The following is a 26,308-nucleotide window of genomic DNA, read 5'->3' on the forward strand; positions in this document are numbered from 1 at the left end:
CCATGGGAGATTTTTACCAGAACGGAATCGTTACCAACCTGCACAATCTCACGCGACGCCCAGTCGAGGATCTGGAAAAAGACCTGCTGAGCTTCAGTAAGCAGCGGCCCATGGCCCTGGTCCTGCCTTCTCTCTATTCAGAGCTCGAAGGACCCGCGCTGAAGAACATCGTCCAGGAGCTGACAAAAGTCCCCTACCTGGAAGAGATTGTAATTGGGCTGGACGCGGCCAGCGAAGACCAGTACCGCCATGCCCTTGAGTATTTCGGCCTCCTCCCCCAGAGGGTGAGTGTGATCTGGCAGGACGGCCGACGTATGCAGGCAATCGATGAGCAGCTTAAAGAACAGGGGCTCGCGCCAACAGAGCCAGGAAAAGGCCGCAACGTCTGGTTTTGCCTGGGCTACGTGCTCGCGTCGGGCAGGAGCAGATCGGTGGCACTACATGACTGCGATATCGTTACCTACGACCGGGAATTGCTCGCGAGGCTGATCTACCCAGTCGCCAACCCTGGCTTCAACTACATGTTCTGCAAGGGCTATTACTCCAGACTGGCAGAGGGCAAGATGAACGGCAGGGTCAGCCGCCTGTTGGTAACACCCCTGATTCGTGCGTTAAAGAAGGTGTGCGGTCACAGCGACTTCCTCGACTACCTGGACAGTTTCCGCTATCCGCTCGCGGGCGAATTCTCGTTCCGTACCGATGTGATCAATGATCTTCGCATTCCCAGCGACTGGGGACTGGAGATCGGCGTTCTTTCCGAAATGAAACGCAACTACGCCACCAACCGTCTTTGTCAGGTCGATATTGCCGACCGCTACGATCACAAGCACCAGGATCTGTCGCCTGAAGATGCCAGCCGCGGCCTTTCAAAGATGAGCACCGATATCAGCAAAGCGCTCTTTCGCAAACTGGCCACCAACGGTGAGATCTTCTCCTACGAGAAGTTCCGCACTATCAAGGCAGCCTATTACCGGATTGCCCTGGATTTTGTCGAAACCTATCAGAACGACGCCATCATTAACGGACTGAGCTTTGACCGCCATTCCGAGGAAAAAGCGGTCGAGCTGTTTTCACGCAACCTGATTCGCGCAGGGACCGACTTCCTGACCAATTCGGCCGAGCGGCCCTTTGTGCCAAGTTGGAACCGTGTTATCAGTGCCCTGCCCAATATCCTTGATGATCTGAAACAGGCGGTCGACGAAGATAACCGGACCTATGGCGAACAATAACCCTGGACTCACTGAACACTGTTGGGAGTAAGCGCATGGCGGAGGACCTGGTAGCCAAGCTTTCCGGGATGCTGGATATCGTCTATCCCGCGGTCGACACGACATTTCTCGCGAAACAGCTGATCGAGACAATGAGACTGGCTGAAGATGCCGAGTCTCCGCCCGCTCACCGGAACAACTGGGACGAAGGCGACATCATCCTCATCACCTACGCCGACTCCGTCACATGCAAAGATGAGAAGCCCCTCGTCACCCTGGACCGCTTCCTTGAGGAGGAACTCCGTGACAGCCTGACCGGCGTGCATATCCTGCCGTTCTTCCCTTACAGCTCTGATGACGGTTTTTCCGTCATCGATTACCTCGCGGTCAATGAATCCCACGGTACCTGGGAGGATATCGAGCGTATTGGCGCAAAGTACCGGCTCATGTCGGACCTGGTGATCAACCATTGTTCGGCTCGCAGTCGCTGGTTCGACAACTTCAAGAAACGGGTAGAACCAGGCAAAAGCTATTTTTACGAAGCCAGTCCGGAGGACGATCTCAGCGAGGTTGTGCGGCCCCGGACATCGCCGTTGCTCTCTGCGGTGCAGACGGAAGACGGGGTCAGGCACGTCTGGTGCACCTTCAGCGAAGACCAGGTCGACCTGAATTTCGCCAATCCCCAGGTACTGAAAGAGTTCGTCAGCATCATCCGGTTCTATCTCGACCGTGGCATCACGATTTTTCGCCTGGACGCGGTGGCTTTCATCTGGAAAGAGCCCGGCACCCCCTGTATTCATCTACAACCGGCGCACGAGCTGATCAAGGCCATGCGCCTGCTGATCGAGCATGCCAACCGGGATGCCATCATCGTTACCGAAACCAACGTGCCCATTCGTGAGAATCTGACCTACTTCGGCAACGCCAATGAAGCTCACGTCATCTACAATTTTTCGCTGCCGCCGCTGCTGGTCCACACGCTGATATCCGGCAACTGCAGACACCTGAAAACCTGGCTCATGAGCATGCCACCGGCGCAGATGGGTACCACCTACCTGAACTTCATCTCGTCCCATGACGGCATTGGGCTTCGGCCAGCCGACGGCCTGCTCTCAGAAGAAGACAAGCTGCGACTGATCAATACCATGGAGCGCTTTGGCGGCAAGGTATCCTACCGCCGGATATCAGAACAGGCGGACCAGCCCTACGAAATGAACATCGCCCTGTATGACGCGCTCAAAGGCACCATCGAGCACGGGCCCGATGCGCTCCAGCTCCAGCGTTTCATCTGCGCCCACGCGATCATGCTCGGTCTGGAGGGCATTCCCGCGTTCAACATCCCAAGCTTTCTCGGCACCGAAAATGACTATGAGCGCGTCAAACACACGGGCAGGTTCCGCTCGATCAACCGCAGCCAGTGGGATATCGAGAAGTTGCAGTCGGAATTGAGTGATCCCCTCAGCCACCACCACAAGGTCTTCCACGAGCTGAAACGACTGATCGCAATCCGTAAGCAACAACCGGCGTTCCACCCCAACGCGACGCAATTTACGCTGCACCTGGGGCTGGAAATTTTCGGCTTCTGGCGCCAGAGCATGGGGCGGGAGCAGTCGATTTTCTGCGTGCACAACATCAGCGACAAGGTTCAGCAAGTCTCGCTTACCAGTATAAATCTGATCGAAACTGATCACTGGCGAGACCTCATTGCCGACACGTCCCTGGACGACCTCTCGGGCACGTTGACGCTTAAGCCCTATCAAAGCGTCTGGCTGGCCAACAGCTGACCGCGCCTTGCGCGCCAGCACCTTCAGAAGACTGCCGCCTGCCCTGACGAGAACGCGATTTCACGCCCTGGGTCCCGGCATTTGAACAGTTTTAAGGAGCTGTAATAGCCTTCCGCTTGCCCCTCACCCCGCAGTTTGCGAAGGTTTTCAGTGACTCGCGTTGCCAAGGTTCGGCTTCGCCGCGCGTCGTTATCACATGGCCGTCAATGCAACGCTTCTGCCCTGGCTGCAGGTAACCACACCTATAAAGACGACCACGACAGATAGCGACCGCAGACAGGCACTACCACAGCAGACAGCCACTACCACAGCAGGTAGGGACGACCACAGCGGATAGAGACGACCACAACAGGGAGTGTTATGGCCGAGCAGATTTTTAGGGGCCGGGTTCCGGCCCCACCGCAGCGGAAAGACCGGTGGCGCTGGTATGGGCCCGGGTTATTGTGGATGCTATCCGCCGTGGGCACGGGCTCGATTCTCTTTACCCCCCGGGTCGGGTCGGTCTACGGCTATGATCTGTTCTGGCTTCTGATTATCGTTGTCTTTTTCATGTGGGTAATGATCCGCGAGATGGCGAGGTTCACGATTGTGACCGGCCAGACCATGCTTGAGGGCATGCACACCCTCAAGGGACCTAAAAACTGGGCCGTCTGGCTGGTATTTGTGCCTCAGTTATTCGCTGCCGCCGTGGGCATCGCGGGCCTGGCAGCCATTGTCGGCAGCGCTTTCTCCGCGGTTTTCCCGGGCCCCAACGCGGTCTATGCCGAGGCGACGGTGCTCGCCTGCGTGCTTCTGACCACATCTGGAAAGTACGCGCGCATTGAGCAGATCAGCCGCTGGATGGCTATCGCCTTGATGGTTATGGCGGTGGTTTCGGCGATCGCCGTGTTCCCGGCATTGAGCAAGCTTGCCGAAGGTCTGACCTTCCGCTGGCCAGACAAGCCCGACCTCTACGTTATTTCGCCGTGGCTGGGCACCATCCTTGCCGGATCCATGGGCATCGTCTGGTTCGCGTACTGGACGGCGACCCGCGGCTATGGCGGCGGTTTGCAGGGCCGTGAGCGGGACGACGAACAGGCCGAAGGTACACCTACAGACAAGGACGAGCCCAAGCTGCCGCCCCGTTACGAGCGCGAGGCACGCACCCAGGACTGGGTTTCGGTGATGACCGGAGCCGCATCTCTTGGCGTCATCGGTGGCTTTATCGTGATCACCGCGTTTCTGATTCTCGGCACCGAACTGCTGGCTCCGGCAGGCGTTGTGCCTGAAGGAGCGGATGTCGCGCTGGACCTGACCCGGCTTTTTTCCGACGTATGGGGCGAAGCAGGAAAATACGTGGTTCTGGCGGCGATTATTATTGCGCTGGGCGGCAGTGTGCTCGCCAATCAGGACGGCTGGGGCCGAAGCTTTGCCGATATGACCCTGATCCTCACCAGGGACCAGCGCCATGCTCGCAAGGGTTGGGCTTATAGCATGTTGCATTGGCTGGCCGTCACAACAGGCCAGGCGCCGTTTGCCCGGCGCAGCCTGAAACGCTTGTTCATTGTCACGGTAACGGGGGTGATACCGGCAGGTATCATTCTGATATTCGAAGATCCCGTAGCGGTAATGTCCGCGTCGGGAATCATCGCTGCGACCCACACGCCTTTTATCGTACTGACGGCGCTACTGGTGAACCTGTTGCGACTGCCGCCGGCACTTCGCCCGGGCTGGTTCTACATCGTCTCCATGACTCTTTCGGGACTTTTCTACCTGATATTTGCCGTGGTCTACCTGCTGAATTTCTTCGGCTTCAACACCAGCGCTTTGCCCGGGCTTTGAGAGACCGGGCAAAGCGTCCAGGCCAGCACAGCCAGACCAGCACAGCCAGTCCAGCCCAGAAAGTCCGGCACGTGACCTTTTACAGAAAATTGCTCAGTTGACGTCGGCCTTTTTCTCGACAACGTCATCGAGCAGATCGAGCAGGATGTCGAAAACTTTTCTGGAGAAGCCCATGCCGATATGGGAACTGGCCACTTCGCGATGCTCGACCGTAGGCGACCATTTGTCGATACAGGCCTCCCAGGACACAACCCCGTCGGTACGGGAATACAGGGCAGTAACCGGGCGCTCGATGGGCTTGCGATAGCGTGCCTTGATCCGCTCTTCCACCTGGTCCAGGTCGCGCCCGCGGGACTGGTAAAGCCGCGCAAAAATAGTGTACTTGGGGCCGCCGATAATAGGGCTGCCGAGGGTTATGACGTGCTCCACCCACTCAGGGTGATCCCGTGTCACTTCCCGCGCCAACACGCCGCCCATGCTCCAGCCCAGCAGGATAACAGGCTGGCCGTAACGCTCGTATTCGCTTCGCACCCGATCCCTCACGCGCGGGTATAACCGCGACATGCTTGCATCATTGAGCCCAAGCCCCCATGTACGGACGTTGAAACCGCTGCGACGCAGGAACATCGCCAACGGTTTCAGTGACAGGTCGCCGGCGCCGTAGCCGGGGAGCAGGATAATGCGGTGTTTGGGACGAGCTTTGTGCCTGGGCCGAAGGTAGGCGAAAGGTAGCCTCGCCATATCCATCACCACGCCGAATTCGCGCAGCCGGTTACGAACGCGGGGCGGAAGAATTGTCTCGTATTCGATCAGATCCATAAGGGTCCCCGCGTGATTCGGTTGTGCCTGGCCAGGGTGGCGTTGGCATTCTCCAAAAGGTCTCTCAATGCCGGTATTATCGTGTTGCGCGAGTGTCCCGTACGGGACACTAGTCCTTTTTACGACAAAGGCGTAGCGTTCCTCAAGTCGGCGATGGGCTCAGCGCGCGCACTCCGTGCTTGCAGCCCGCCCACAGCAGGGCCGGACCCTGTGCAAGAGCCTACGATAGGCAAAAGGCATCGCAAATAAATATTTAATTTATTATACGTATTGCCCCAGCCTGCGTAAGGTAGCAACTGTAAATTACGACTCATTCAAAAGGAGACTCTGATGTCCTTGATCAACACCCAAGTCAAACCGTTCAAAGCAACTGCTTTCCATAATGGCGAATTCGTCGATCTGACCGAAGCTGACCTGAAAGGCAAGTGGTCGGTATTCTTCTTCTACCCCGCTGACTTCACCTTCGTATGCCCCACGGAGCTCGGCGACCTGGCCGACCACTACGAAGAATTCCAGAAGCTGGGTGTTGAAATCTACGGTGTATCCACCGACAAGCACTTCACCCACAAAGCATGGCATGACACTTCAGAAACGATCGGCAAGATCAAGTACCCGATGATCGGCGACCCGACTCTGGCTATTTCACGCAACTTTGAAGTGCTGATCGAAGAAGACGGCCTGGCCGAGCGCGGCACCTTCGTTATCGATCCTGAAGGCACTATCCAGATCGTGGAGCTGAACGCCGGCAACATTGGCCGTGACGCCAACGAACTGCTGCGCAAGATCAAAGCAGCCCAGTACGTTGCCGCCCATCCCGGAGAAGTATGCCCGGCCAAGTGGAAAGAAGGTGAGTCTACGCTGTCACCGTCCCTCGATCTGGTTGGCAAGATCTAAACATCCGCAAGGATGTCTGCCAGCGGGGCCGCGATCCGGCCCCTCCTGTTCGAGCGCCCGGGCGCGATCCGGCCGGGCGCTTGCTTTAACTGACCCCTTAACCACTGACTCTGTAGGGAGCCGATATTCATGCTGGACGCCAATCTGAAAAATCAACTGAAAGGTTACCTGGAGAAAGTTACCCAGCCCTTTGAGATCGTCGCGTCCCTTGATGACGGCGACAAGTCCCGGGAGTTGCAGGAACTTCTTCAGGAAATTGAAGAACTTTCAAGACATATTACTCTGCGGACCGATGGCGATGATGCACGCAAGCCTTCGTTCTCGCTGAACCGTCCAGGGGATAACATCAGCCTGCGTTTCGCCGGCATCCCCATGGGCCACGAATTTACCTCCCTGGTCCTGGCACTGCTGCAAGTTGGCGGCCATCCGTCCAAGGCCGGCCAGGACGTAATCGAACAGGTCAAGAATGTAGAAGGTGAGTTCAACTTCGAAACTTACTTCTCGTTGTCCTGCCAGAACTGCCCGGATGTCGTCCAGGCGCTGAACCTTATGGCGACCCTCAACCCGAACATACGGCATGTCGCGATTGATGGCGCGCTGTTCCAGGATGAAGTGGAAGAACGCCAGGTCATGGCGGTACCGACGGTCTTCCTGAACGGGGAAACCTTCGGCCAGGGCCGCATGGGCCTCGAGGAGATCCTGAGCAAGATCGACACCGGCGCCTCCGCCCGGGAAGCCGAGAAGCTCAACGCCCAGGCGCCTTACGATGTGCTCGTCGTCGGCGGTGGCCCCGCGGGCGCTTCTGCCGCCATCTATGCGGCGCGCAAAGGCATCCGTACCGGCGTCGCAGCTGAACGCTTTGGCGGGCAGGTACTCGACACCAACGCCATCGAGAACTTCACCTCGATCCGCGAAACGGACGGGCCCAAGTTTGCCCAAGCGCTGGAAGAGCACGTCAAGGACTACGACGTGGACATTATGAACCTGCAGCGGGCGGTCAAATTAGTGCCTGCCGGAGAAAAAGGCGGTCTGAACGAAGTCCAGTTTGCGTCCGGCGCCTCTCTGCGAGCCAAGACACTGATTCTCTCGACCGGCGCCCGCTGGCGCGAGATGGACGTGCCGGGCGAGGCTGAGTACCGCAATAAAGGTGTGGCCTATTGCCCGCACTGCGACGGTCCCTTGTTCAAGGGCAAGCGCGTTGCGGTCATTGGTGGTGGTAACTCCGGCGTTGAGGCGGCCATTGATCTGGCGGGCATAGTAGCTCACGTCACGCTGATCGAGTACGACAGCCAGCTTCGGGCTGACGATGTGCTCCAACGCAAGCTACGCAGCCTCAAGAATGTCGACGTCATTACCAGCGCCCTGACCAGCGAAGTCAAAGGTGACGGCAAAAAGGTGACAGGTCTGACCTACAAGGACCGTAACTCCAGCGAGTTCCATTCGCTGGACCTGGAGGGCATCTTCGTCCAGATCGGCCTGCTGCCCAACAGCGACTGGCTGAAAGGAACCGTAGAGCTGTCACCCCGGGGCGAAATCATCGTCGATTCCCGCGGCGCCACCTCACTGCCCGGCGTTTTTGCAGCCGGTGACGTCACCACCGTGCCCTACAAGCAGATTGTGGTGGCTACCGGCGACGGCGCCAAGGCAGCACTCAGCGCGTTTGACCACCTCATCAGAACGTCCGCCCCCGAGTAAGGCGACCGCTGGCCTAACCGGACCGCGACAGAAGCCCCGCCCATTCCCAGGAATGCGCGGGGTTTTCTGTTTTAATATCATCCATGCGGTCAAGCCGCTTCGCCAGCCGACTGCTCCTATGCAAACATGGCTGCATATCGAAAACGCGCGCGCGACGCCCTCAAGCAACAGGACAAGCCTGATGAAAACTCTTCTGGTACTCGGTGGGACGGGAATGGTCGGTTCCCGGATCATTCAGACTGCTCTGAGTGATCCGGCCTGGACCGCGGTGGTGGCACCTACCCGCCAGCCGCTGCCCTTTAATGAGAAGCTTGAAAACCCCATCGTTGATTATGCCCAACTGGACCCGACAGCCAGATGGTGGTGCGCCGATGCCGCCGTCTGCGCGCTGGGCACGACCATGAAGACGGCAGGTTCAGCCGAAGCTTTTCGCCGCGTCGACCACGACTATGTGGTGAAGGCGGCCCAGCTTGCACGTAAAGCCGGGACGCCAACCTTCGTACTCAACTCCTCCCTCGGGGCGAACGCCGGATCGAGGACACTCTACCTCCGCGTGAAGGGCCAGACCGAGCAGGACCTGACCCAACTTGGGTTCGACTCCCTTACGTGGGTCCGCCCTTCGTTGCTCGACGCCGGCGAACGACCCGAATCGCGGCCGGGCGAAACTGCCGGGCTCTGGTTCGCCCGGCGCCTGGCACCCATTATCCCTGCCCGATACCGGGCGGTTTCGACCGCTGATGTGGCAAACGTCATGTTGGCAGCCGCCCGTGATGGAGCGTCCGGCGTAAGAGTGATCGAATCTGAAGAGATCCAGCGCAGCCGTTGAGCACTTGCGAAAACCCGCAGACCTGAGACTAAAGCTTCGCGAGCTGATCATTAAATAATCAGATAACGGTCACGCCGACCAGCAAAACCTGTACAATGCGCCCTCTTCATTGAGCTCATTCGACCTGCGGCCCCTCACAGGCCCCGCGCTTTGTTCTGTTTATTCATACTTTTAGTAGGTTCCTTCTTTGATCTCCACTGCCAATATCACCATGCAGTTCGGGGCCAAGCCCCTGTTTGAAAATGTTTCAGTCAAGTTCGGTAACGGCAACCGCTACGGCCTGATCGGCGCCAATGGCTGCGGTAAGTCTACCTTCATGAAGATTCTCGGCGGCGACCTGGAACCGTCCGGCGGCCAGGTCATGCTTGAGCCGAACCTGCGCCTGGGCAAGCTCCGGCAGGATCAGTTTGCTTTTGAGAACAAGAGCGTGATCGATACGGTGATCATGGGCCACGAGGAACTCGCGCAGGTGAAAGCCGAGCGTGAGCGTATCTACTCATTGCCGGAGATGAGCGAAGAAGACGGCATGGCCGTGGCCGAGCTCGAAGTGCAGTTTGCCGAAATGGACGGCTATACCGCCGAGTCCCGCGCGGGTGAATTGCTGCTGGGGTTGGACATTCCCCTGGAGCAGCACGACGGCCCCATGAGCGCGCTGGCACCGGGCTGGAAACTCCGCGTACTGCTGGCCCAGGCGCTTTTCTCGGACCCTGATGTCCTGCTGCTCGACGAGCCCACCAACCACCTGGACATCAACACCATCCGCTGGCTCGAGAACATCCTGGTCGCACGTAACAGCACCATGGTGATCATCTCCCACGACCGGCACTTCCTCAACAGTGTCTGTACCCACATGGCCGACCTGGACTATGGCGAGCTGCGACTGTTCCCGGGCAACTACGACGAGTACATGACGGCTGCGACCCAGGCGCGGGAGCGTCTGCTGTCGGATAACGCCAAGAAAAAGGCCCAGATCGCCGAGCTGCAGACCTTCGTCAGCCGCTTTTCGGCCAATGCCTCCAAGGCCAAGCAGGCCACGTCACGAGCGCGACAGATCGACAAGATTCAGCTGGACCAGGTCAAGCCATCGAGCCGGGTCAGCCCCTTCATCCGGTTTGAGCAGACCAAAAAACTGCACCGCCAGGCCGTGACGCTGAAAGCGCTGAGCAAGGGTTTCGACGGCGTGCCGCTGTTCGACAACCTCAATCTGCAGATCGAAGCGGGTGAGCGGGTCGCCATCATCGGCCCCAACGGTATCGGCAAGACCACCCTGCTTCAGACCATGGCGGGCAAGCTGTTTCCAGACGCGGGCGAGGTCAAGTGGACCGACAGTGCCCAGGTCGGCTACTTCGCCCAGGACCACACCGAAGATTTCGCCCACGACGCCACCCTCAGCGACTGGATGGCCCAATGGACGGATGGCGGCGAACAGCTGGTCCGCGGCACCCTGGGGCGCATGCTGTTCTCAGGCGACGACATCGGTAAATCGGTGCGGGTCATTTCCGGGGGCGAGCAGGGGCGCATGCTGTTCGGCAAGCTGATCCTGCAGAAGCCCAACGTGCTGGTCATGGATGAGCCCACCAACCACCTGGATATGGAATCGATCGAGGCACTGAACCTGGCGCTGGAGAACTACCCGGGCACGCTGCTCTTCGTCAGTCATGACCGCGAATTCGTCTCCTCTCTGGCTACCCGCATTGTTGAGCTGAGTGCCAGCGGTGTTGTCGACTTCAGCGGTAGCTACGACGACTACCTGCGCAGTCAGGGCCTGATCTAGCGCGAACTGGGGCGTTGATTCGCTGACCTGACGCGAGCCAACGCCGGAATACCGGCCACGCGGTCTTCGCAGGCAGGCCAGACGCCCTCCTTCCTAGAACATCACGTTAAGCCGGCCCGCCAGTCGCGGGCTGTCGTCCCGATAGTCCGATGACACGGTCAGCGGCTTGCCATACTCCAGGTAGGCGGAAAAGTCGTCCGCCAGCACCCTCAGGCCCAAGCCTGCAGAAGCCCCTGACTCATCGACGTCATACTCGTTCTGATAGGTTTTGGCCAGGCCATAGTAAACGTACGGGACCAGTCGCGAACGCAGGAGCTGTTCGGTGTCGAAGCCGCGTCGGACTTCTAGTTTCGCGCCCAGACCACTGTCGCCGCTGAATTCGCCAGGCTCGTAGGCGCGGGCGAAACGCGTGCCACCAAATGCGAAGCGCTGTGAGTAAGGCACATTATCGCCGGAGTATTGGCTGGCCAGGTCAAGCCGGGCGGTGAAGCTTTCCGGAAGCGCGTGCCAGAGGGTATAGCCTGCTTCAAGCGCGCGAAAGCCGACGTCGATATTGCCCCAATTCTGGGTTCCTTCGCGCTGGGCCCCCAGGGCATCAAAGCCGAGTTTTGCCGCGCCCCAGAAAAGATGAGTCCGCTTGCCGTCGCGCAGTGTTTTCTGGGCCCCTACGGACACCATGCGCAGCCGTTCGTCCACTTCGGTCTCATCACCTTCTTCGCGCGTATAGTCCCGCAAGATCAGGCGCCCTGTCAGAGAGATTTTACGCTTACTGGTTTCGGAAAGCTGATGCCGCCAACTGACCCTGGCCCATTGGCGGCGGTAGATGTCAGCCGGCCCGTCCCGCTCATACTGCGGAACGGCGCGGGAGAGGCTCGCGTCGAGGAAGATATAGTCCCGCGGGGATGCCGGTATCACCAGACCGGTACCGAAATTCCGGTATCCAGCCGATTCCAGCGTGTGCAATGCCGAGATGTAGGCCCGGGCCACGCCCTGGAACGGATTGTCGACATTGATTTCGGCACCGACCATGTGGCGCCCCAGCCGTTCGCTACCCTCAGCACTGTAGGTCAACTGGGTACGAACCTGTGGAACGACTTCCAGCAACAGAAAGTATTCTGCGCCCGTATCGTCCAGCCGGTGAACCGAAGACGATATTTTCAGCCCAAGACTCTGCTCCAGCTCGTCTACCAGCGTATCAATCTGGTCCTGGGAAACGGCCTGCTGCTGCGTTATTTTCTGCGCCTGCTGCTGCAAGGAAGCCGCATTGGTACCCGCAGCGCGGAGGTGCACCTCACCGATACGGGGCTCGGTCACCTGGGCTACCCATACTTCCCGGGCGTCGGGATGCGATGATATTTCGACAAAAGGTGGCAAAAAGTTCCGGCTGGTATAAAAGGCCGCTATCTGCTCTTTCAGGCGCGCGCCATTCTCTCGGGTAAGCGGTCGCCCCAGGCTGTCAGCATACGCTGGAAACAGGTTCTGCCCCGGAAACGCGCTGACACCCTCAACAATAACGGCGCCGACCATGGCATCCGGGTCGTAAGCTGCCTGCACAGGCAGCGCTAAGAGCATGAAAACGCACAAACCATAAAACTTCTTAATATGCATGGATCCTTCCACATCTTGGCACAAGCTCAACAATAGCCTAGCCTTTAAGAACGCCGGTAGCTGTTACGATCGAGTAAGACGAGCGATTGAGACCCAATCTGGAACCCAGCCGGCCCGACTTAAAAGGACAAGCTAGATGCTCGGACGCACCCGTATTCACCTGCCCGGTGGGGCCCGCCCGTCGAACGGATACCGCCTATACTCCAGTCTTCCTCTGCTCGTGCTGGCCTCGCTCACCGGTCTGGCTCCCGGGTTGGGGCTGGCACAGCCTGTCATGGTCGAGGCGATCAAGGGCGACGCCGAGTTCCGCCAGGGGCCGGAAAAGGATTGGGCACCGCTGACCTCTGGCCAGACTCTGAGCCTGCCCGCCGAGATTAGAACGGGTAAAACCGGCACTGCTACCCTGAGGCAGACGGAGTCGTCGTTTGAACTGAAGCCAACTACTGCGCTTGCGCTCAGTGCTGAAGATAATGGCGATGAGATCAACAACGTCAACCAGAGCTCGGGCACCGTTTTCTACACCATTCAGGACCAGACCGGGAAACTGAACATCGTTACCCCGACCCTGCGGTCTACCGTGGAAGGCACGCAGTTCGCCATCGTCGCCACGGAAACAGATTCGTTCGTGACGCTGACTGAAGGTGAGCTGACGGTGATCGACCGCAGAACCGGGGAGATGCAAAACCTCAACCCCGGCGAAGTCGCCTCCTCGTCGGTGACACGAACCGGCATCGCTACGTTCAACAGTGTTCCACCCCGGGCAGTAACCGGCAGTGCGACCGAAGCAGAGCAGAACAATCCTACGCCCTACGGTATCGACGCGCCGCCGGGGGAAGATGGATTTGATGCTGCATTGGCAGGCCTTGACGAGATGGCCGCCGAGCAACAGATGGTGGCAGCTGAGGAAAGCGGGGCATTTGCCGCTGAAGACGACATGGCCGCCGACGATCCAGGCATGATTGAAGACGATATGCCGGCGAACGATGAAGGCCCGGTCCAGGACGACATGCCCACCGAGGATCAAAGTCCGGTCGAGGATGATATGCCCGCGGACGACCAGGGTCCGGTCGAAGACGACATGCCGACCGATGACCAGGGCCCCGTTGAAGACGATATGCCGACCGACGACCAGGGTCCGGTTGAAGACGATATGCCTACCGAAGATCAGGGCCCGGTCGAAGACGACATGCCGACAGACGATCAGGGTCCCGTTGAGGATGACATGCCGGGCGAGGATGAAGGTCCGGTTGAAGATGACATGCCCACCGAGGACGAGGGCCCAGTCGAGGACGACCTGCCCACCGAGGACCAGGGTCCCGGCGGCGACGATTTGCCGGATGAGGGCGTGCCCGACGGCGATGACGAGATCGCGGGTGACGAAGGCAGCGACGGCGACAAGGGCTGCCGTTGGGGCTGGTGCGACAAGTTTCCTTTCGGTGATCGCGACGACTAGCGGATCACAGCGAAGTCACAGAGTCGGCGTGAGGCTAACCGTCCGGCGCCCGAAACTGTAGTTCGGCCAGTCGGGCATAGAGAGGATCTGAGCTTATAAGCTCCTGGTGAGTGCCAAGGCCCTGGAGCTGGCCCTGCTCAATCACGGCGATGCGGTCGGCGTGCTTGATGGTCGCCAGACGATGGGCGATCACCAGCGTGGTTCGGTCGCTCATCAGTCGTGGCAGGGCTTGCTGGATCAGGTGTTCGCTCTGGGCATCAAGCGCGCTGGTGGCCTCATCCAGCAAGAGCACAGGCGCATCCACCAGCAGCGCCCGGGCAATGGCGAGCCGCTGTTTCTGGCCGCCCGACAGGCCGAGGCCCGCATCGCCCAGAGGCGTCTGGTAGCCCAGGGGTAAAGCCTGGATAAATTCATGGGCATGGGCGACCCGGGCGGCTTCCTCTACCTCCCGGGCGCTGGCCTCAGGACGGCCATAGCGGATGTTATCGGCGATTGAGCCATAGAAAAGCGCCGGGGTTTGCGAGACATAGGCGAAACAGCGGCGCAACGCCAAAGGGTCCAACTGGCGGATATTGCGACCATCCAGGCGAACCGCACCTGAAGCGGGATCGAAGAACCGCAGCAGCAAGTCAAACAACGTCGACTTGCCCGCGCCGGACGAGCCGACCAGGGCCAGGGTTTCCCCGGGACGGACCGTCAGACTGAAGTCTTTTATTACATCTACATCGGGTCGGGTTGGGTAGGCGAAACGCACTGCCTCGAAACAAACCTCGCCAGCGACGGGCAGATTGAGTGGTAGGCCGCCGCCGGCCGGTGCCGTTATCTCGTTCTCGGTGCCCAGGAGCTGGGCGATTCTCGCTGCAGCGCCAGCCGCTCGCTGCAGTTCACCCACCACCTCACTCAGAGAGCCTGCAGCCGACCCAACGATCATGCTGTAAAATACAAACGCGGCCAATTCGCCGCTGCTGATTCGCCCGGCGATGACATCAAGACCGCCGACCCAGAGCATCACGCCGATCGCGCCCAGCACCAATACGATCACGACGGTGATTAGCCAGGCTCTCTGCAGAACCCGCTGTCGCGCAACGTCAAACGCCTCCTCCACCACAGCTGAAAAGCGCCGTTGGTCCTCACGCTGATGGTTGTAGGCCTGCACCGTTTTGATCTGACCCAGCACTTCACCGACGTAGCTGCCCACATCCGCCACCTTGTCCTGACTCAGGCGGGACAACTGGCGCACCCGACGGCCGAAAATTACGATCGGTGCGATGACCAGCGGTACAGCCAGCATGACAATAGCGGTAAGTTTCGCATTGGTAATGAAGAGTAGAATCAGCCCCCCAATCAACATCAGCAGGTTGCGTAGAGCCAGGGAAAGCGTGGAGCCGATGACTGACTGCAGGACAGTCGTGTCGGCGGTCAGGCGTGACTGGATTTCAAAGCCGCGGTTGGACTCGAAAAAGCCGGGGTGCATTGCGACAAGATGGTCGAATACCTGTCTCCGAATGTCGGCCACGACGCGTTCCCCAACCCAGGAGACGAGGTAGAAGCGAACAAAAGTGCCAAAGGCCAGTCCACCGACCAGTACAAAGAAAAACGCGACCGACTGGTTTAGCAGTTCAGGCGAACCGGTAGCGAAGCCTTCGTCGACCAGGATACGGATACCCTGTCCCAGCGAAAGCATGATTCCGGCCGTGAAAATCAATGCCGTCAAGGCACCCGCCACGCGCCCGCGGTAGGGAAGAATGAAGCGCAAGGCCAACGACAGGGCCTGCCTGCGTTCTCCGGAAACTAACCTCATCATGTCCCTTCTGAAGAAAAATGTCGCAATGGATTCGCGTGGGCTAGCGCCACAGAGGGCTCAAAAAAAATTTGCCCAAACGATAGCCAGTACGCGATGACGATTCCTGCGCAATGGAAAATAACGAAGCGGATCAAGGATGCGGTTAACTGAACCGCAACTTTCGCTGCAGCCCTTTCGTTATATCATGGGCACCTGACAGAACTTCGCATGCTAAGGACAGCAGGCCGCTATTATGAACTATTTGCGTCACATCTCTCTATCACTGCTCTTGCTGGTACCCTTTTCGCCCGTCGCCGCCGAGCCCACCGGCTCTGCTGAAGGCTACCACCGCATTGCGCTCTCCGCCGGCGAGCTCGGCCTGGCCGATAAGCTCAGATACCCCGGACGCTACGGTATTGAATACCAGGCCCGGCCCTATACGTCCTGGAAACTGATTCCTGCCATAGGCTTTGCCTGGGCTGAAAGTGGGGCAAACATGACCTATGCCGCCCTGCGGCGCGATTTCTGGCTGACTGACCGCTGGAGTATCACCCCCACTACCGGCCTTGGCGCCTTTCAGGAAAGCGAAGAGCTCAAGCTGGGGAGTGAGCTGGAATTCCGCTCAGGTATCGAGGCAGCTTACAACTTCAGAAACCACTATCGATTGGGGCTGGGGTTTTTCCACGTCTCCAACGCTGGCATCGGCGAGCGCAATCCCGGCAGCGAGTCCCTTATCGCATTCTTTGCTGTACCGTTCAGGTAAGCGCCTCTCTCTGGATGCAGGCATTACCCGCAATGCAACCGCAGCCGCACAATAGAAAAAGCCCGCACGAAGCGGGCTCTTTCAGCGCCAGGCAGTCGGTCTGTTAGAACGTGCCGACAACCCTCACTGAGCTATCGACGTCCGCCGCATCTACGTAGCCTACCGCAGACGGATCGGAACTGACCTTGGCCTTCATGGCTGCCGCATCTGCCACCTCATCGGGAGGCGTGCCCTTGCCGGTGAATACCTGCTTCGACCAGAAGGCCTTCAGCTGGCTCGGGCTCTTGCCAACCAGAGTCTGATCAAACTCGGTGCGGGTGGCGTGACCCTCAGGCAGGTTCAGCGGCGTGACCGCGTCGCCACCCGGGAAGGTCTTGACCTTACCGAGGTAGATCCTCTCAACATCGTCCTTGGCCAGGCTGGCCGAGTTACCCGGGTGAACGATGACGGCGACTTCAGCCAAAGCGTTAGCTGTGACCAGGGTCATAATGGAGAACAAACTGGCTTTGATTATGGTTTTCATGGTCACCCCTTAAAATACAGCGTCGACGGCGAAACGGACCAGACTGGCATCACCGCCAGTTCCCCCGGGCAGCCCGGCAGTATCACGGTGGTCTTCAGCAACGGTGTACTCCGCTTTCAAAGCTGCGGAAGGGTGGAAGTTGTAACGCACGCCAGCGGTGTAGGTGTGCCGATCTTCATCCATTGCGTTGCGCGCGCCTGCGAGCGCCGGGCTCAAGGCTGCGAGGGTGGCGGCCATTTCGCGCTCACCTGAGCTTTCAGCCCGCTCTACACTGGCGTAAGGCATGAAGTCCCCGACCTGATAGGCAACAGAACCATAGTACGCAAGTTCATCAGGAACCACGCTGTCCTTGTACTTCTGCTCGCGTACCTCGGCTACGAAAAGGAGGCTGTTCCAGTCAACACTAACCCCAAGCCCCGCGAAGGTCAGATCAACACCTTCGGTGACAAGCTCGTCCGCCAGTTCGGGATTTGATGCGGCAACCATACCGGCCAATGCAGCAAAGCCTTCAAATGCGCTCCCGCCAGCCAGGTCCATCTTGGTCTGCTGATAGGTTGCACGAAAGACGACCGGGCCGTAACCGATAGTTGCGACAGCGCCAACGTAATTCTCGAAGTGAATGTCGTACTCGAAACTACTTCCTCTCACTCCTTCTTCTGACGCAGACCCGCCGACTACCTGCAGACCGGTTTCAAAATCGCCCACGTACGTACTGTAATTGATGCTCAACCCGTTGAACGAGCTTATAGGGGAGTTGTAGAAAGTCCCTGGAGGGCTAACCCAATGATAGGCATAGCCCACATCCAGATAGTCCGAGTACATGTACAGTGGCATGCGCTGGCGACCAGCATTAATACGTAGCTCGGGCGTCGCCTGGTAGCTCAGATAGGCCCACTCGGCGTTTACTTCATTGTTGTCGCTTCCGCGCGCTGTGAGCTGGGCTGTCGCAGAGAAGTTGTTGTCCAGATCCGCCATAGCCTGAATGCCCACCAGCGAATCGGGCTGGAAACTGATCTTGTCGTCATAGCCGTACAGCATTTCGTCGCTGCCGGTGGTCATACCCGCACCCACGCTCATGAAGCCGTTCAGGTTCAGTTCGGCCTGGGCAACAGACGCAGCCATAACGGCCGCAATCGCCGTGCCCAGACGACATGCTTGAGCAAATCTCATCGGTAATCCTCGTTGACGTGTTTAGACTTGATTGACGTGTTCAGACTTTGAAAGAGTGAGTTAAGGTTTCGAGGTTGCTGGCCATACGGGCCAGTTCGTCGCTGACACTGTTCAGGCTTTGGGAATTGGCTTCGGCCTCCCCGGTTTTGTCGTTGATCTCGCTGACATTCCGCAGGACTTCGTCGCTCACCGAGAGCTGGCTCTCGGTGGCGTTGGCGATTTCCGCGTTCATGCCGTTAATACGCTCGATGCGCTCTTTTATCTTCGCCAGACTCTCACCCGCAGACGTGGCGCCGCGAACGCTGTCCATGGCCTGCTTGTTGGCGCGCTCGATTTCGCCCGCTACTGAGGCAGCCGCACCCTGAAGCCTGTCGATCATGTCGGTGATTTCGGTAGTGCTCTGTTGCGTCTTGCTGGCCAGGGAGCGGACTTCATCGGCAACCACGGAGAACCCACGCCCGTGCTCACCGGCGCGCGCCGCCTCAATGGCCGCGTTCAGGGCCAGCAGGTTGGTCTGCTCGGCAATGCCCTTGATCACCTCCACCACTACCGTTACCTGGTTGCTGTCCTGCTCCAGTTTCCGCACGGACAACGAGGCGTCCGCGAGCTGTTCCGCCAGTTGCTGAATCAGGGCCACGGAGGTATTGACCACTTCGGCGCCTTGCTGGGCCTCGCCTTCGGCAAGTCGGGCAGACTCAAAGGCTTCGTTGGCGTTCTGGGCGACAGCCCTTGAGCTGCCGCTCATTTCTTCGACGGCGACGAGTGTCGACTCGGTACCACGCTTTTGTACCTCGGTGATCGCCGATCCGCTGCCGGCCAGCGACTGCAGGGTTTGGGCCTGGCCCGCCAGCGGCTTGACCTGCTCGACAGTCTTACCGATGACGCCGTGCAGTTTTTCGACGAAGGTGTTGAACCAGTGCACCAGTTCGCCAATCTCATCGCGGCTTCCGCTCTCCAGCCGAATGGTCAGGTCACCGTCTTTCTCAGCCATGTCCTGCAGCGCTCCGCCGACACGGCGAACGGACCCGACAATGTTCCCGGAGATCAGCAAGCCGACACCAAACAGTGCGGCGATGGTTACCGCAGTGAGAATCAGCCCGGTGCGCCGGGTAGAGTTCGCCGCCGCCTTTGCCGTTTCAATGGATGCTACAAAGCTCTGCTCCCGATCAGCACGGAAAGCCTTTAACTGTGCCTCGGCCTCCGACAGCGCGCTGTTCATGCGAGCGGTCCGGTCGCCGAGACTGGCAAAATCAAGGGTACCCTCGACCATGCCTTGGGATACGGGCGCGCTCAAGCGAACATACTCTGCGACGCTATTGGCCAGATCCTTGGCTTTCGGTTGCAGAGAAGCGTCAAATGAGCCCACCGAGCGAAGGTCTTTTATCAGGGCATCCGCCTGACTTTTGGCGGACTCCACCATGTCCAGCTCTCCCGCAATAACCGCTGACGCCAGGTTCTCCTTGATGCGATCGAGCCTGACCAGACTCTCGCTGGCTATCCGCTGGATCGGTAACTGCACCGACTGGGTCTGTTCCAGCAAAGCCATATTCTGGCTGCTGTTGCTGGTGGTGATCAGCGAATACACGATCAGGCTGAGCGTTGCCAATAGCGGCAAAGCCAGAATTTTCTTGCGGATGGAAAGATTGGACAGCACTAAAGCACCCCCTGGCGGGCTTTAACGGGCAACTTCTGGTTTAATCGAAAGATCGGCGGTTAAACGCTGAGTTGAGCAAATGTAGTATCGACATCTGGATTCATTTCTAAAGTCGAGTTTGGTAACGTTTTGCTAACGCGAATTAACGTTCCCCTCCTCCACCTCATTCCTGGACTCTACTCATGAATATTCTTGTAACCGGCGCGGCCAACGGAATCGGTGCGGCCATCACTGAAGCGGCGGCGTCAGGGGGACACAGCGTTGTCGCGGCTGACCTTGATTTGGCTGCTCTGGAGACACGCTGGCAGGGCAATAAATCGATCACACCCGTCGCGCTTGATGTGACCTCGGCTGAGGCCTGGGCCGATCTAGCGCAACAGTTTGAGCAGCAACGCAGGCCGATTGATGTGCTGATAAACGTCGCTGGAGTCTTGCGAAGCGGTCCGGCGGGTGAACTAGCTGCGACTGATGTGCACCTGATGATCGACGTCAACGTCAAAGGCGTTATCTTCGGCACCAATGCGCTGGCGCCCGCCATGATCAAACGTAAGGCGGGCCATATTATTAACGTCGGCTCCATTGCTGCCCTCTTTCCAACCCCCGGAACGACAGTCTATGCGGCCAGCAAATTCGCTGTGCGGGGGTTCAGCCTGGCCGCTGCGGGTGACTTGAGGCCCCATGGCGTTGCGGTGACCCTGTTCGGTCCTGGCCCGGTCAGAACGGCCATGCTTGAGTTGCAGCGCGGCGACGCCAATGCGGCGCTGACCTTCTCGCGCGGTCGTGCATTGACGCCCGACGAAGTGGCCGCGGCGATACTGGGACCCGTCTTGAAAAAGCGGCCTCTGGAGTACTACGTGCCCTGGTCGGACGGGCTACTCGGCAAACTCTGCAACAGTTTTCCAAAACTTTTCTTCAGTCAGCTCAAACGCGCGCGCAAGCGTGGCGCAGAGAATTTCGGCTCTGACGCTTTCTGACGCCGTTCGTCTTGCCTGCTGCAAGACCATCACCGATATTTCGCTGTTACACACCCACACCCAGAAGCCAGGCGTTACGGCGCCTTCAGGTCCGTTTTGGGCCTGATTTGTCGCGTCTGAACACCTGGCTCAGATGGCAAATAGTCAAAAAAGTGATAGCGTTGGCACTTTGTCAAAGTAGACTTTAGGTAGAATGCAAGCCTTACTTGGAGAAACGGACTTTCCGCGAAAAGGCTTCTTGAACCAGGTCGTGACGATTCTGGCTTCAGCGTCTTCCTCAAACCCAGACACTGCAAGGTACCCCTATGTCCTCGACCCATTTTGACGTCTTGATCGTCGGCGCTGGCCTGTCGGGCATTGGCTCCGCTTATCATCTACAGACTCATTGTCCCGATAAAACGTTCGCGATCCTCGAAGGCCGCGAAACGCTTGGCGGAACCTGGGACCTTTTCCGCTATCCGGGAATCCGTTCTGACTCTGACATGTACACCCTCGGCTTTGCTTTTGAGCCCTGGCAGGAGCGCAAGTCCATCGCCGATGGCTCCTCCATACTTCACTACCTGAAAGAAACCGCCCAGAACTACGGTATCGACAAGAAGATCCGGTTCCAGCACTGGGTCAACCGATACTCGTGGTCCAGCGATGACGCCACCTGGACCGTCGAAGCGAAAAACAAGGAAACCGGTGAAACCGTCAAGTACACCAGTAGCTTTCTGATCAACTGCAGCGGCTACTACCGTTACGATCAGGGCTATACGCCGGAATTCCGCGGTGTGGAGAAGTTCAAGGGGCAGGTCATTCACCCGCAGCACTGGCCCGAGGACCTGGACTACGAGAACAAGCGCGTTGTTGTTATCGGCAGTGGCGCCACAGCAGTTACTCTGATCCCGTCAATGGCTGACAAGGCCGAGCACGTGACGATGCTGCAGCGGTCGCCCACCTACATTCTGGCGCAGCCCGATGTGGACGCCGTAGCGCATGCACTGAACCGCTTCCTGCCGGCCAAGCTCGCCTATCAGATGACGCGATGGAAAAAAGTGGCCGAGCAAACCTTCTTCTACCAGTTCTGCCGTCGCTTCCCCAACCTGGCTCGCAAAATACTGCGCGCGCGCCTGCGCAAGAGCCTGGGTCCGAACTTCGACATCGATACCCATTTCAATCCCAGCTACAAGCCCTGGGACCAGCGCCTCTGCCTCGTACCCAACGGTGATCTTTTCCGGGCGCTGCGCAAGGGCGATGCCTCGGTTGAAACTGACCATATCGATACGTTCACGGAGAAAGGCATTCGCCTGAAGTCGGGCAAGGAACTGGAGGCTGACATCGTCGTCACCGCGACCGGCCTCAACCTGGTTGCCCTCGGCGGTGCCGAGCTTGTTGTTGACGGCAAGCAGCTCAAGCTGGGTGACACCATGAGCTTCAAAGGCATGATGCTCAGCGGTGTGCCCAATTTCGCAATGATCGTGGGTTATACCAACGCGTCATGGACCCTCAAGTCGGATCTGACCGGCGAGCATATTACCCGTCTGCTGCAGTATATGGATAAACACGGTTATGATTATTGCGCGCCCCAAGCGCCTGGCAATGTTCAGACGGAAGGCTTCCTGGACCTGAACTCGAACTACGTGCTGCGCGCGCTTGACCAGCTGCCCAAGCAGGGCGACCGTGCGCCCTGGAAACTCTACCAGAACTATGCACTTGACCTGGTCAACCTGCGTTACGGCGCAGTGACGGATGACGCCCTCAAGTTCTACCGGGTGCCCCGCCTGCACGCTCAGCCACAACCGACGGCAACGAGAATGGCGTCCTGAGGGCCATACCTGAACCTTAAAAGCTCACGTGACAAGTTCTCGTGAAGAGCTCTCGTGAAGAGCTCTCGTGACAGAGGTTAGGCACAAGTTCGTCGTCTGCTGCGGCGAACTTGTGTCAGCCACGGTTCAGATTAAAGTTTTCCGGGCGTCGTGCCCTGCTCTTCCCCAGCACCTGTCTGCTCCACTTCCCCAGATAGCTGTCAGAACACGCCAAGAGATAGTTGTCAGAACAAGCCAAGAAAGCGCCTGCGCTCAGGCTCGCAGCCCGCCTCAATATCTTCACATTCCTGCTGATCTCCCTGTCGGGTCGTAAAATCCCGTGCCGACTGGTAATAGAAGCTGAAGCGATTCGCATAGCGGTCGTCGTCCAGTAGCCGGTCATCTGCAGAGTGAAAGCCGGCTTCGTCGGGCTGCTTCAGCCAGCGATCAAACCAGGCGACGGTGTAGTACTCCATAACCGGTGCGCCCCAACCTCCCCTACATTGCCCGTCCATGATCACAGGACACCATGAGGTCGCGGGAAATAGCGGTAACTGTGACCATTCGAAGTGCGTGCTGCCGCTCACAGTAAATTCATAGGCGGGCACACCGGCTGCCCGCCAGCCCTGGAACGCACCGAGGCGGGCTTCCGGATCAGGCGGTTCTTTGAAAGGCACCGGCGCCAGGCCATATTCCGAAGACTGGCTCATCAGCGGTACCCGGGCGCCAAAACGGGGCAACTCCGGCTGGCTCGTCGCTTCCACAAACGGGTTTAGCAGTGCGATCGACCCGGATACCCCAGCCGTCGTGCCGCCGCCCGGCGGTATAGCGCCGTCCCAGGCGACGACTGCATCTACGGGGTTCAACTGATCCAGCAGCCCAGGCCACGGATCGGCACCGGTCGCACCCAGCCCCTGTACCACGGTCACACCGATTGCGCCCAGTGAGTGGCCGGCGAGTCCCAGGCGGTCAGGGTCAATTCCGTCATGAAACGGATTTGAATCGGTGACTTCGGTGGGGTAGGCACCAGCACAAGCGGCGTTGTGGGGATACGGCTGAGCTGGCGACGAGCGGAAGAAATCTATTGCATTGACCAGCCCCTCCCAGAATACAGCCGGGTTGGCGTTGCTGCCCTGGCCGCCCGAGGGCGCCTGGAAATCAGATCGTCCCTGGCCGCGGGGATCGAAAGTCATCACCACATAACCGCTGCGCACCAGGGCCTGGGCAGCCCACCAGTAGACTGTTTCGGGGGCCTGTACCGAGCCATTTTCGATGATCACGGCAGGCCGCTGCCGCAACGCCCTCTCCCTCGGCCGCCAGACCCTGCCGGAAATCCGGGCGCAAGCCTGATCGTAGAAGACCACGGGCTCAACCACCGCCTCCGACTCGTAAAAGGGGTCCACAGACGGGTAGCGGAACGGATCGCCGGTACACGGCAGGGCATGCGCAGCACACAGCGGCGTCACCTCACTGTTAAGCGACAGTGAGAGAGCGTGGGACGGGTCTCCCAGGGTTTTCGTCGCCTGGCCGATCAAGAGCTCAGGCAGGGACACCATGAGGTCCGGGTCCGCCAATAACCCCTCCAGAAGCTCACCGAGCAGCGGCGAGTAACCCAGTGTCCAACTGGGGTCGTCGGCGCTCCGACCGATAAACTCCAGCTGGTTCTCGAGGCTTTGTTGGCTCCAGCGCGAGAGGAATAAAGGGTTGAGCAGCTGTTCTCTGGGCGCTTCAAAGGCCCGGTTATAGTTCTGGAACTCGCGTAGTGTCCAGCTCAACGACGGATAGGGCGGTTCAGTCGCCACAGCCGGGCCTGTGAAACAGGCAGCCAAAGCGGCGGCCATGAGCGATGCGAAACGTGCGGGATTGAGCGACATGCGGGACCTCTTGATCATGTTTTTATCGGTCGACCCCGATAATTGCTCAAAACATTCCGCAATACTATGAACATCAATTCATCTTGTCCCAGGAGCAGAAGCCTATGGGTACACAGGTGCACGTGAAGTTTCCGCCCGCTCCCGCCGAGGGTTGGGCGGTCAGGTCTTTCTCAGCTTTTTTTGGGGGGGGGATAAAAGAAAAAGGCGGTCTTATACCGGGGTTTCGCCCACGCTTGGGATGCTACGGTCACTGTTCTTCCGGGCTACCGTCACCGCTCTACCGGCTAACGGCAGCCCCGGAAGCAAGCCACTAGTCGACAATCATTACCGATTTCACGTTGACGAATTCAAGCATGCCGAAACCACCATGCTCCCGGCCGTAGCCGCTGTCCTTCACGCCACCAAACGGGAGGTTGGTCTGGGCCAGGCGGTAGCCGTTGATATTTACCATGCCGGTATCAAAGTGATCCCGCGCCAACCGGATGCCCTTGTCGACATCCTTGGTGAAAATGCCCCCGCCCAGGCCATAGACTGAATCGTTGGCGACGCGCATCGCCTCGGCTTCGTTGCGGACTTTTATCAGCGCCGCAACTGGACCGAACAGCTCGTCGTCGTAGGCGGGCTGGCCCGGCACAACGTTTTCCAGCACGGTCGGGGGGTAGTACGCTCCTCTGCCTTCGGGTATTTCACCGCCAAGCAGACAGACCGCGCCGTTCTCGATGGATTGGCGCACCTGGTCATGCAGGTCGTCCCGCAGGTCCTGTCGCGCCATCGGGCCCATCTGGGTCTCGTCTTGGGTAGGGTCGCCGTACTTGATTTTGCGCGCCTCAGCGACGTAGGCATCGCGGAACTGATCATATACCGCTTCCTCAACGATGAACCGCTTGGCCGCGACACAGGTCTGACCACCGTTGGTGAACCGCCCCATCAGGCAAGCTTTAACCGCTTTTTCCAGATCAGCATCAGCAAGAACGATATAGGCGTCATTACTGCCAAGCTCCAGCACTGACTTCTTCAATGCCTTGCCCGCCTTCTGGCCTACTGTCCGCCCGGCCTTCGGGCTTCCGGTCAGCGTTACACCCCTGACCAGCGGGTGGGCAATGACCGAGTCCGAAACATCGTGCCCGATAAACAGTGTCCGGAACGCGTTTTCGGGCAGCCCCGCATCACGAAACAGCTTCTCTACTTCAACGGCCATGCCCCAGACATTGGAAGCGTGCTTTAACAGCACCGTATTGCCGGCCATCAGATTGGCTATGCTGTAGCGGATAACCTGGTACAGGGGGAAATTCCACGGCTGTATGCCGTAAATGACGCCCTGGGGCTGGTAGGTGATCAACGCCCGGCCGCCCTGCATTTCGCGCTCTTCGTCCGCCAGCACCTGAGGCCCCTGGTCTGCGCTGTAATCACAAATCGCTGCGCAGAGCTGGCACTCCTGAACGCCTTCGCGCAGGGGCTTGCCCATTTCTTCGGTCATTAACGCGGCGAGTTCATTCTTGCGCTCACGGATCAGTTTACCGACCTGGCGGAGTATGTCGCCGCGCTCGGTCAAGGGCGCTCCGCGCCACGACAGAAACGCTTCGTGGGCCTGCTCAATAATGCGGTTGACCTCATCTTCGCCCATCTGCGTGTAGGTCTGTATGACCTCGCCTGTTGCGGGGTTAACGGTCTGCTGGGTGTTTGTCATGGGTCTCTCCTTTCCGTGGAATAGTCAGTGTCGATATGTGTTCTGGAAAATCAGCATGCCCCGGATATCGGCCCGGTGCCCGAGCCCAAGCGCACGGTTTCCGCATCGCCGGTTCAGGATATGACCTGAAGCTAACACCGAAGCTGTCATATCACTACGAGGATTACAGAATCGACACCGCTGGCCCCGGCCGCTGCGACTGGGTAAGCTT

19 protein-coding genes are annotated in these 26,308 nt (G+C 58.8%); 11 read left to right on the plus strand and 8 right to left on the minus strand.

The window, feature by feature from the left end; all coding sequences use genetic code 11:
• The first annotated feature begins 2 nt into the window (after positions 1–2).
• The 3 genes from soil367_RS14550 to soil367_RS14560 all read left to right on the plus strand — a co-directional run bounded on the left by soil367_RS14550 (position 3) and on the right by soil367_RS14560 (position 4,813).
• A complete protein-coding gene (locus tag soil367_RS14550; protein ID WP_136549778.1) occupies positions 3–1,229 on the plus strand; it encodes a glycosyltransferase family protein in 1,227 nt (408 codons plus the stop codon).
• 35 nt (positions 1,230–1,264) lie between these two features.
• Positions 1,265–2,992, plus strand: coding sequence for a sugar phosphorylase (locus soil367_RS14555; protein ID WP_136549779.1), 1,728 nt, complete (start codon positions 1,265–1,267; stop codon positions 2,990–2,992).
• A 360-nt stretch (positions 2,993–3,352) separates the two neighbouring features.
• Positions 3,353–4,813: an Nramp family divalent metal transporter gene (locus tag soil367_RS14560; protein ID WP_136549780.1), complete on the plus strand. Its 1,461-nt coding sequence runs from the start codon at positions 3,353–3,355 to the stop codon at positions 4,811–4,813.
• A gap of 93 nt (positions 4,814–4,906) precedes the next feature.
• Here soil367_RS14560 and soil367_RS14565 read toward each other — a convergent pair whose 3' ends face one another.
• Entirely contained in the window at positions 4,907–5,632 is a 726-nt protein-coding gene (locus soil367_RS14565) for a lipase family alpha/beta hydrolase (RefSeq protein ID WP_136549781.1), read from the minus strand.
• Positions 5,633–5,962: 330 nt separating this feature from the next.
• Between soil367_RS14565 and ahpC the strand changes: the two genes are divergently transcribed.
• From ahpC to soil367_RS14585, 4 genes are all read left to right on the plus strand, one after another.
• Positions 5,963–6,526, plus strand: coding sequence for an alkyl hydroperoxide reductase subunit C (gene ahpC, locus soil367_RS14570; RefSeq protein WP_136549782.1), 564 nt, complete (start codon positions 5,963–5,965; stop codon positions 6,524–6,526).
• Between the two features lie 129 nt (positions 6,527–6,655).
• Positions 6,656–8,221, plus strand: a complete 1,566-nt coding sequence (gene ahpF, locus soil367_RS14575) for an alkyl hydroperoxide reductase subunit F (RefSeq protein ID WP_136549783.1) — start codon at positions 6,656–6,658, stop codon at positions 8,219–8,221.
• Positions 8,222–8,402: 181 nt separating this feature from the next.
• Positions 8,403–9,047 carry an NAD(P)H-binding protein gene (locus tag soil367_RS14580; protein ID WP_136549784.1) on the plus strand — a complete coding sequence of 215 codons (645 nt, stop codon included), beginning with the start codon at positions 8,403–8,405 and terminating at the stop codon, positions 9,045–9,047.
• A gap of 187 nt (positions 9,048–9,234) precedes the next feature.
• Positions 9,235–10,821: an ABC-F family ATPase gene (locus soil367_RS14585; RefSeq protein ID WP_136549785.1), complete on the plus strand. Its 1,587-nt coding sequence runs from the start codon at positions 9,235–9,237 to the stop codon at positions 10,819–10,821.
• Positions 10,822–10,914: 93 nt separating this feature from the next.
• Here soil367_RS14585 and soil367_RS14590 read toward each other — a convergent pair whose 3' ends face one another.
• A complete protein-coding gene (locus tag soil367_RS14590; protein ID WP_136549786.1) occupies positions 10,915–12,429 on the minus strand; it encodes a ShlB/FhaC/HecB family hemolysin secretion/activation protein in 1,515 nt (504 codons plus the stop codon).
• A 136-nt stretch (positions 12,430–12,565) separates the two neighbouring features.
• On the opposite strand from soil367_RS14590, the gene soil367_RS14595 reads away from it, so the two are divergent.
• Positions 12,566–13,882, plus strand: coding sequence for a FecR domain-containing protein (locus soil367_RS14595; protein ID WP_136549787.1), 1,317 nt, complete (start codon positions 12,566–12,568; stop codon positions 13,880–13,882).
• Between the two features lie 34 nt (positions 13,883–13,916).
• On the opposite strand, the gene soil367_RS14600 is transcribed toward soil367_RS14595, so the two are convergent.
• Positions 13,917–15,686, minus strand: a complete 1,770-nt coding sequence (locus tag soil367_RS14600) for an ABC transporter transmembrane domain-containing protein (protein WP_136549788.1) — start codon at positions 15,684–15,686, stop codon at positions 13,917–13,919.
• Between the two features lie 232 nt (positions 15,687–15,918).
• On the opposite strand from soil367_RS14600, the gene soil367_RS14605 reads away from it, so the two are divergent.
• Complete coding sequence (locus soil367_RS14605) at positions 15,919–16,428, plus strand: acyloxyacyl hydrolase (protein WP_136549789.1); 510 nt, start codon at positions 15,919–15,921, stop codon at positions 16,426–16,428.
• A gap of 103 nt (positions 16,429–16,531) precedes the next feature.
• Here soil367_RS14605 and soil367_RS14610 read toward each other — a convergent pair whose 3' ends face one another.
• Genes soil367_RS14610 through soil367_RS14620 form a run of 3 tightly spaced genes read right to left on the minus strand, consistent with a single transcriptional unit; the run spans position 16,532 to position 19,775 of the window.
• Positions 16,532–16,951 carry a type 2 periplasmic-binding domain-containing protein gene (locus soil367_RS14610; protein ID WP_136549790.1) on the minus strand — a complete coding sequence of 140 codons (420 nt, stop codon included), beginning with the start codon at positions 16,949–16,951 and terminating at the stop codon, positions 16,532–16,534.
• A gap of 9 nt (positions 16,952–16,960) precedes the next feature.
• Positions 16,961–18,121, minus strand: a complete 1,161-nt coding sequence (locus soil367_RS14615) for a porin (protein WP_136549791.1) — start codon at positions 18,119–18,121, stop codon at positions 16,961–16,963.
• Positions 18,122–18,161: 40 nt separating this feature from the next.
• Complete coding sequence (locus soil367_RS14620; protein ID WP_136549792.1) at positions 18,162–19,775, minus strand: methyl-accepting chemotaxis protein; 1,614 nt, start codon at positions 19,773–19,775, stop codon at positions 18,162–18,164.
• Between the two features lie 182 nt (positions 19,776–19,957).
• Here soil367_RS14620 and soil367_RS14625 point away from each other — a divergent pair, with 182 nt between their 5' ends.
• Together soil367_RS14625 and soil367_RS14630 are read left to right on the plus strand one after the other, a co-directional pair.
• Positions 19,958–20,749: an SDR family oxidoreductase gene (locus soil367_RS14625; protein ID WP_136549793.1), complete on the plus strand. Its 792-nt coding sequence runs from the start codon at positions 19,958–19,960 to the stop codon at positions 20,747–20,749.
• Positions 20,750–21,054: 305 nt separating this feature from the next.
• A complete protein-coding gene (locus tag soil367_RS14630) occupies positions 21,055–22,557 on the plus strand; it encodes a flavin-containing monooxygenase (RefSeq protein ID WP_136549794.1) in 1,503 nt (500 codons plus the stop codon).
• Between the two features lie 224 nt (positions 22,558–22,781).
• Here the strand turns inward: soil367_RS14630 and soil367_RS14635 are convergent, their stop codons facing one another.
• Both soil367_RS14635 and soil367_RS14640 read right to left on the minus strand, forming a co-directional pair.
• The gene (locus soil367_RS14635; RefSeq protein WP_136549795.1) at positions 22,782–24,410 is read right to left on the minus strand and encodes an alpha/beta hydrolase family protein; all 1,629 of its coding nucleotides are present in this window, start codon (positions 24,408–24,410) and stop codon (positions 22,782–22,784) included.
• A 310-nt stretch (positions 24,411–24,720) separates the two neighbouring features.
• On the minus strand, positions 24,721–26,097 hold the full coding sequence (locus tag soil367_RS14640) for an NAD-dependent succinate-semialdehyde dehydrogenase (protein ID WP_136549796.1): 1,377 nt from the start codon (positions 26,095–26,097) through the stop codon (positions 24,721–24,723).
• Between the last annotated feature and the right edge of the window lie 211 nt (positions 26,098–26,308).

The sequence above is a fragment of the Hydrocarboniclastica marina genome (genome assembly GCF_004851605.1).
GTDB lineage: Bacteria > Pseudomonadota > Gammaproteobacteria > Pseudomonadales > Oleiphilaceae > Hydrocarboniclastica > Hydrocarboniclastica marina.

What these genes read in the sequence shown, in the direction of transcription:
- soil367_RS14560 (WP_136549780.1), top strand. Translation starts at nt 3,353, where the DNA reads ATGGCCGAGCAGATTTTTAGGGGCCGGGTTCCGGCCCCACCGCAGCGG.
- soil367_RS14555 (WP_136549779.1), top strand. Translation starts at nt 1,265, where the DNA reads ATGGCGGAGGACCTGGTAGCCAAGCTTTCCGGGATGCTGGATATCGTC.
- ahpC (WP_136549782.1), top strand. Translation starts at nt 5,963, where the DNA reads ATGTCCTTGATCAACACCCAAGTCAAACCGTTCAAAGCAACTGCTTTC.
- soil367_RS14595 (WP_136549787.1), top strand. Translation starts at nt 12,566, where the DNA reads ATGCTCGGACGCACCCGTATTCACCTGCCCGGTGGGGCCCGCCCGTCG.
- soil367_RS14580 (WP_136549784.1), top strand. Translation starts at nt 8,403, where the DNA reads ATGAAAACTCTTCTGGTACTCGGTGGGACGGGAATGGTCGGTTCCCGG.
- soil367_RS14605 (WP_136549789.1), top strand. Translation starts at nt 15,919, where the DNA reads ATGAACTATTTGCGTCACATCTCTCTATCACTGCTCTTGCTGGTACCC.
- soil367_RS14625 (WP_136549793.1), top strand. Translation starts at nt 19,958, where the DNA reads ATGAATATTCTTGTAACCGGCGCGGCCAACGGAATCGGTGCGGCCATC.
- soil367_RS14630 (WP_136549794.1), top strand. Translation starts at nt 21,055, where the DNA reads ATGTCCTCGACCCATTTTGACGTCTTGATCGTCGGCGCTGGCCTGTCG.
- soil367_RS14550 (WP_136549778.1), top strand. Translation starts at nt 3, where the DNA reads ATGGGAGATTTTTACCAGAACGGAATCGTTACCAACCTGCACAATCTC.
- soil367_RS14600 (WP_136549788.1), bottom strand. Translation starts at nt 15,686, where the DNA reads ATGATGAGGTTAGTTTCCGGAGAACGCAGGCAGGCCCTGTCGTTGGCC.
- soil367_RS14590 (WP_136549786.1), bottom strand. Translation starts at nt 12,429, where the DNA reads ATGCATATTAAGAAGTTTTATGGTTTGTGCGTTTTCATGCTCTTAGCG.
- soil367_RS14610 (WP_136549790.1), bottom strand. Translation starts at nt 16,951, where the DNA reads ATGAAAACCATAATCAAAGCCAGTTTGTTCTCCATTATGACCCTGGTC.
- soil367_RS14615 (WP_136549791.1), bottom strand. Translation starts at nt 18,121, where the DNA reads ATGAGATTTGCTCAAGCATGTCGTCTGGGCACGGCGATTGCGGCCGTT.
- soil367_RS14640 (WP_136549796.1), bottom strand. Translation starts at nt 26,097, where the DNA reads ATGACAAACACCCAGCAGACCGTTAACCCCGCAACAGGCGAGGTCATA.
- soil367_RS14635 (WP_136549795.1), bottom strand. Translation starts at nt 24,410, where the DNA reads ATGTCGCTCAATCCCGCACGTTTCGCATCGCTCATGGCCGCCGCTTTG.
- ahpF (WP_136549783.1), top strand. Translation starts at nt 6,656, where the DNA reads ATGCTGGACGCCAATCTGAAAAATCAACTGAAAGGTTACCTGGAGAAA.
- soil367_RS14565 (WP_136549781.1), bottom strand. Translation starts at nt 5,632, where the DNA reads ATGGATCTGATCGAATACGAGACAATTCTTCCGCCCCGCGTTCGTAAC.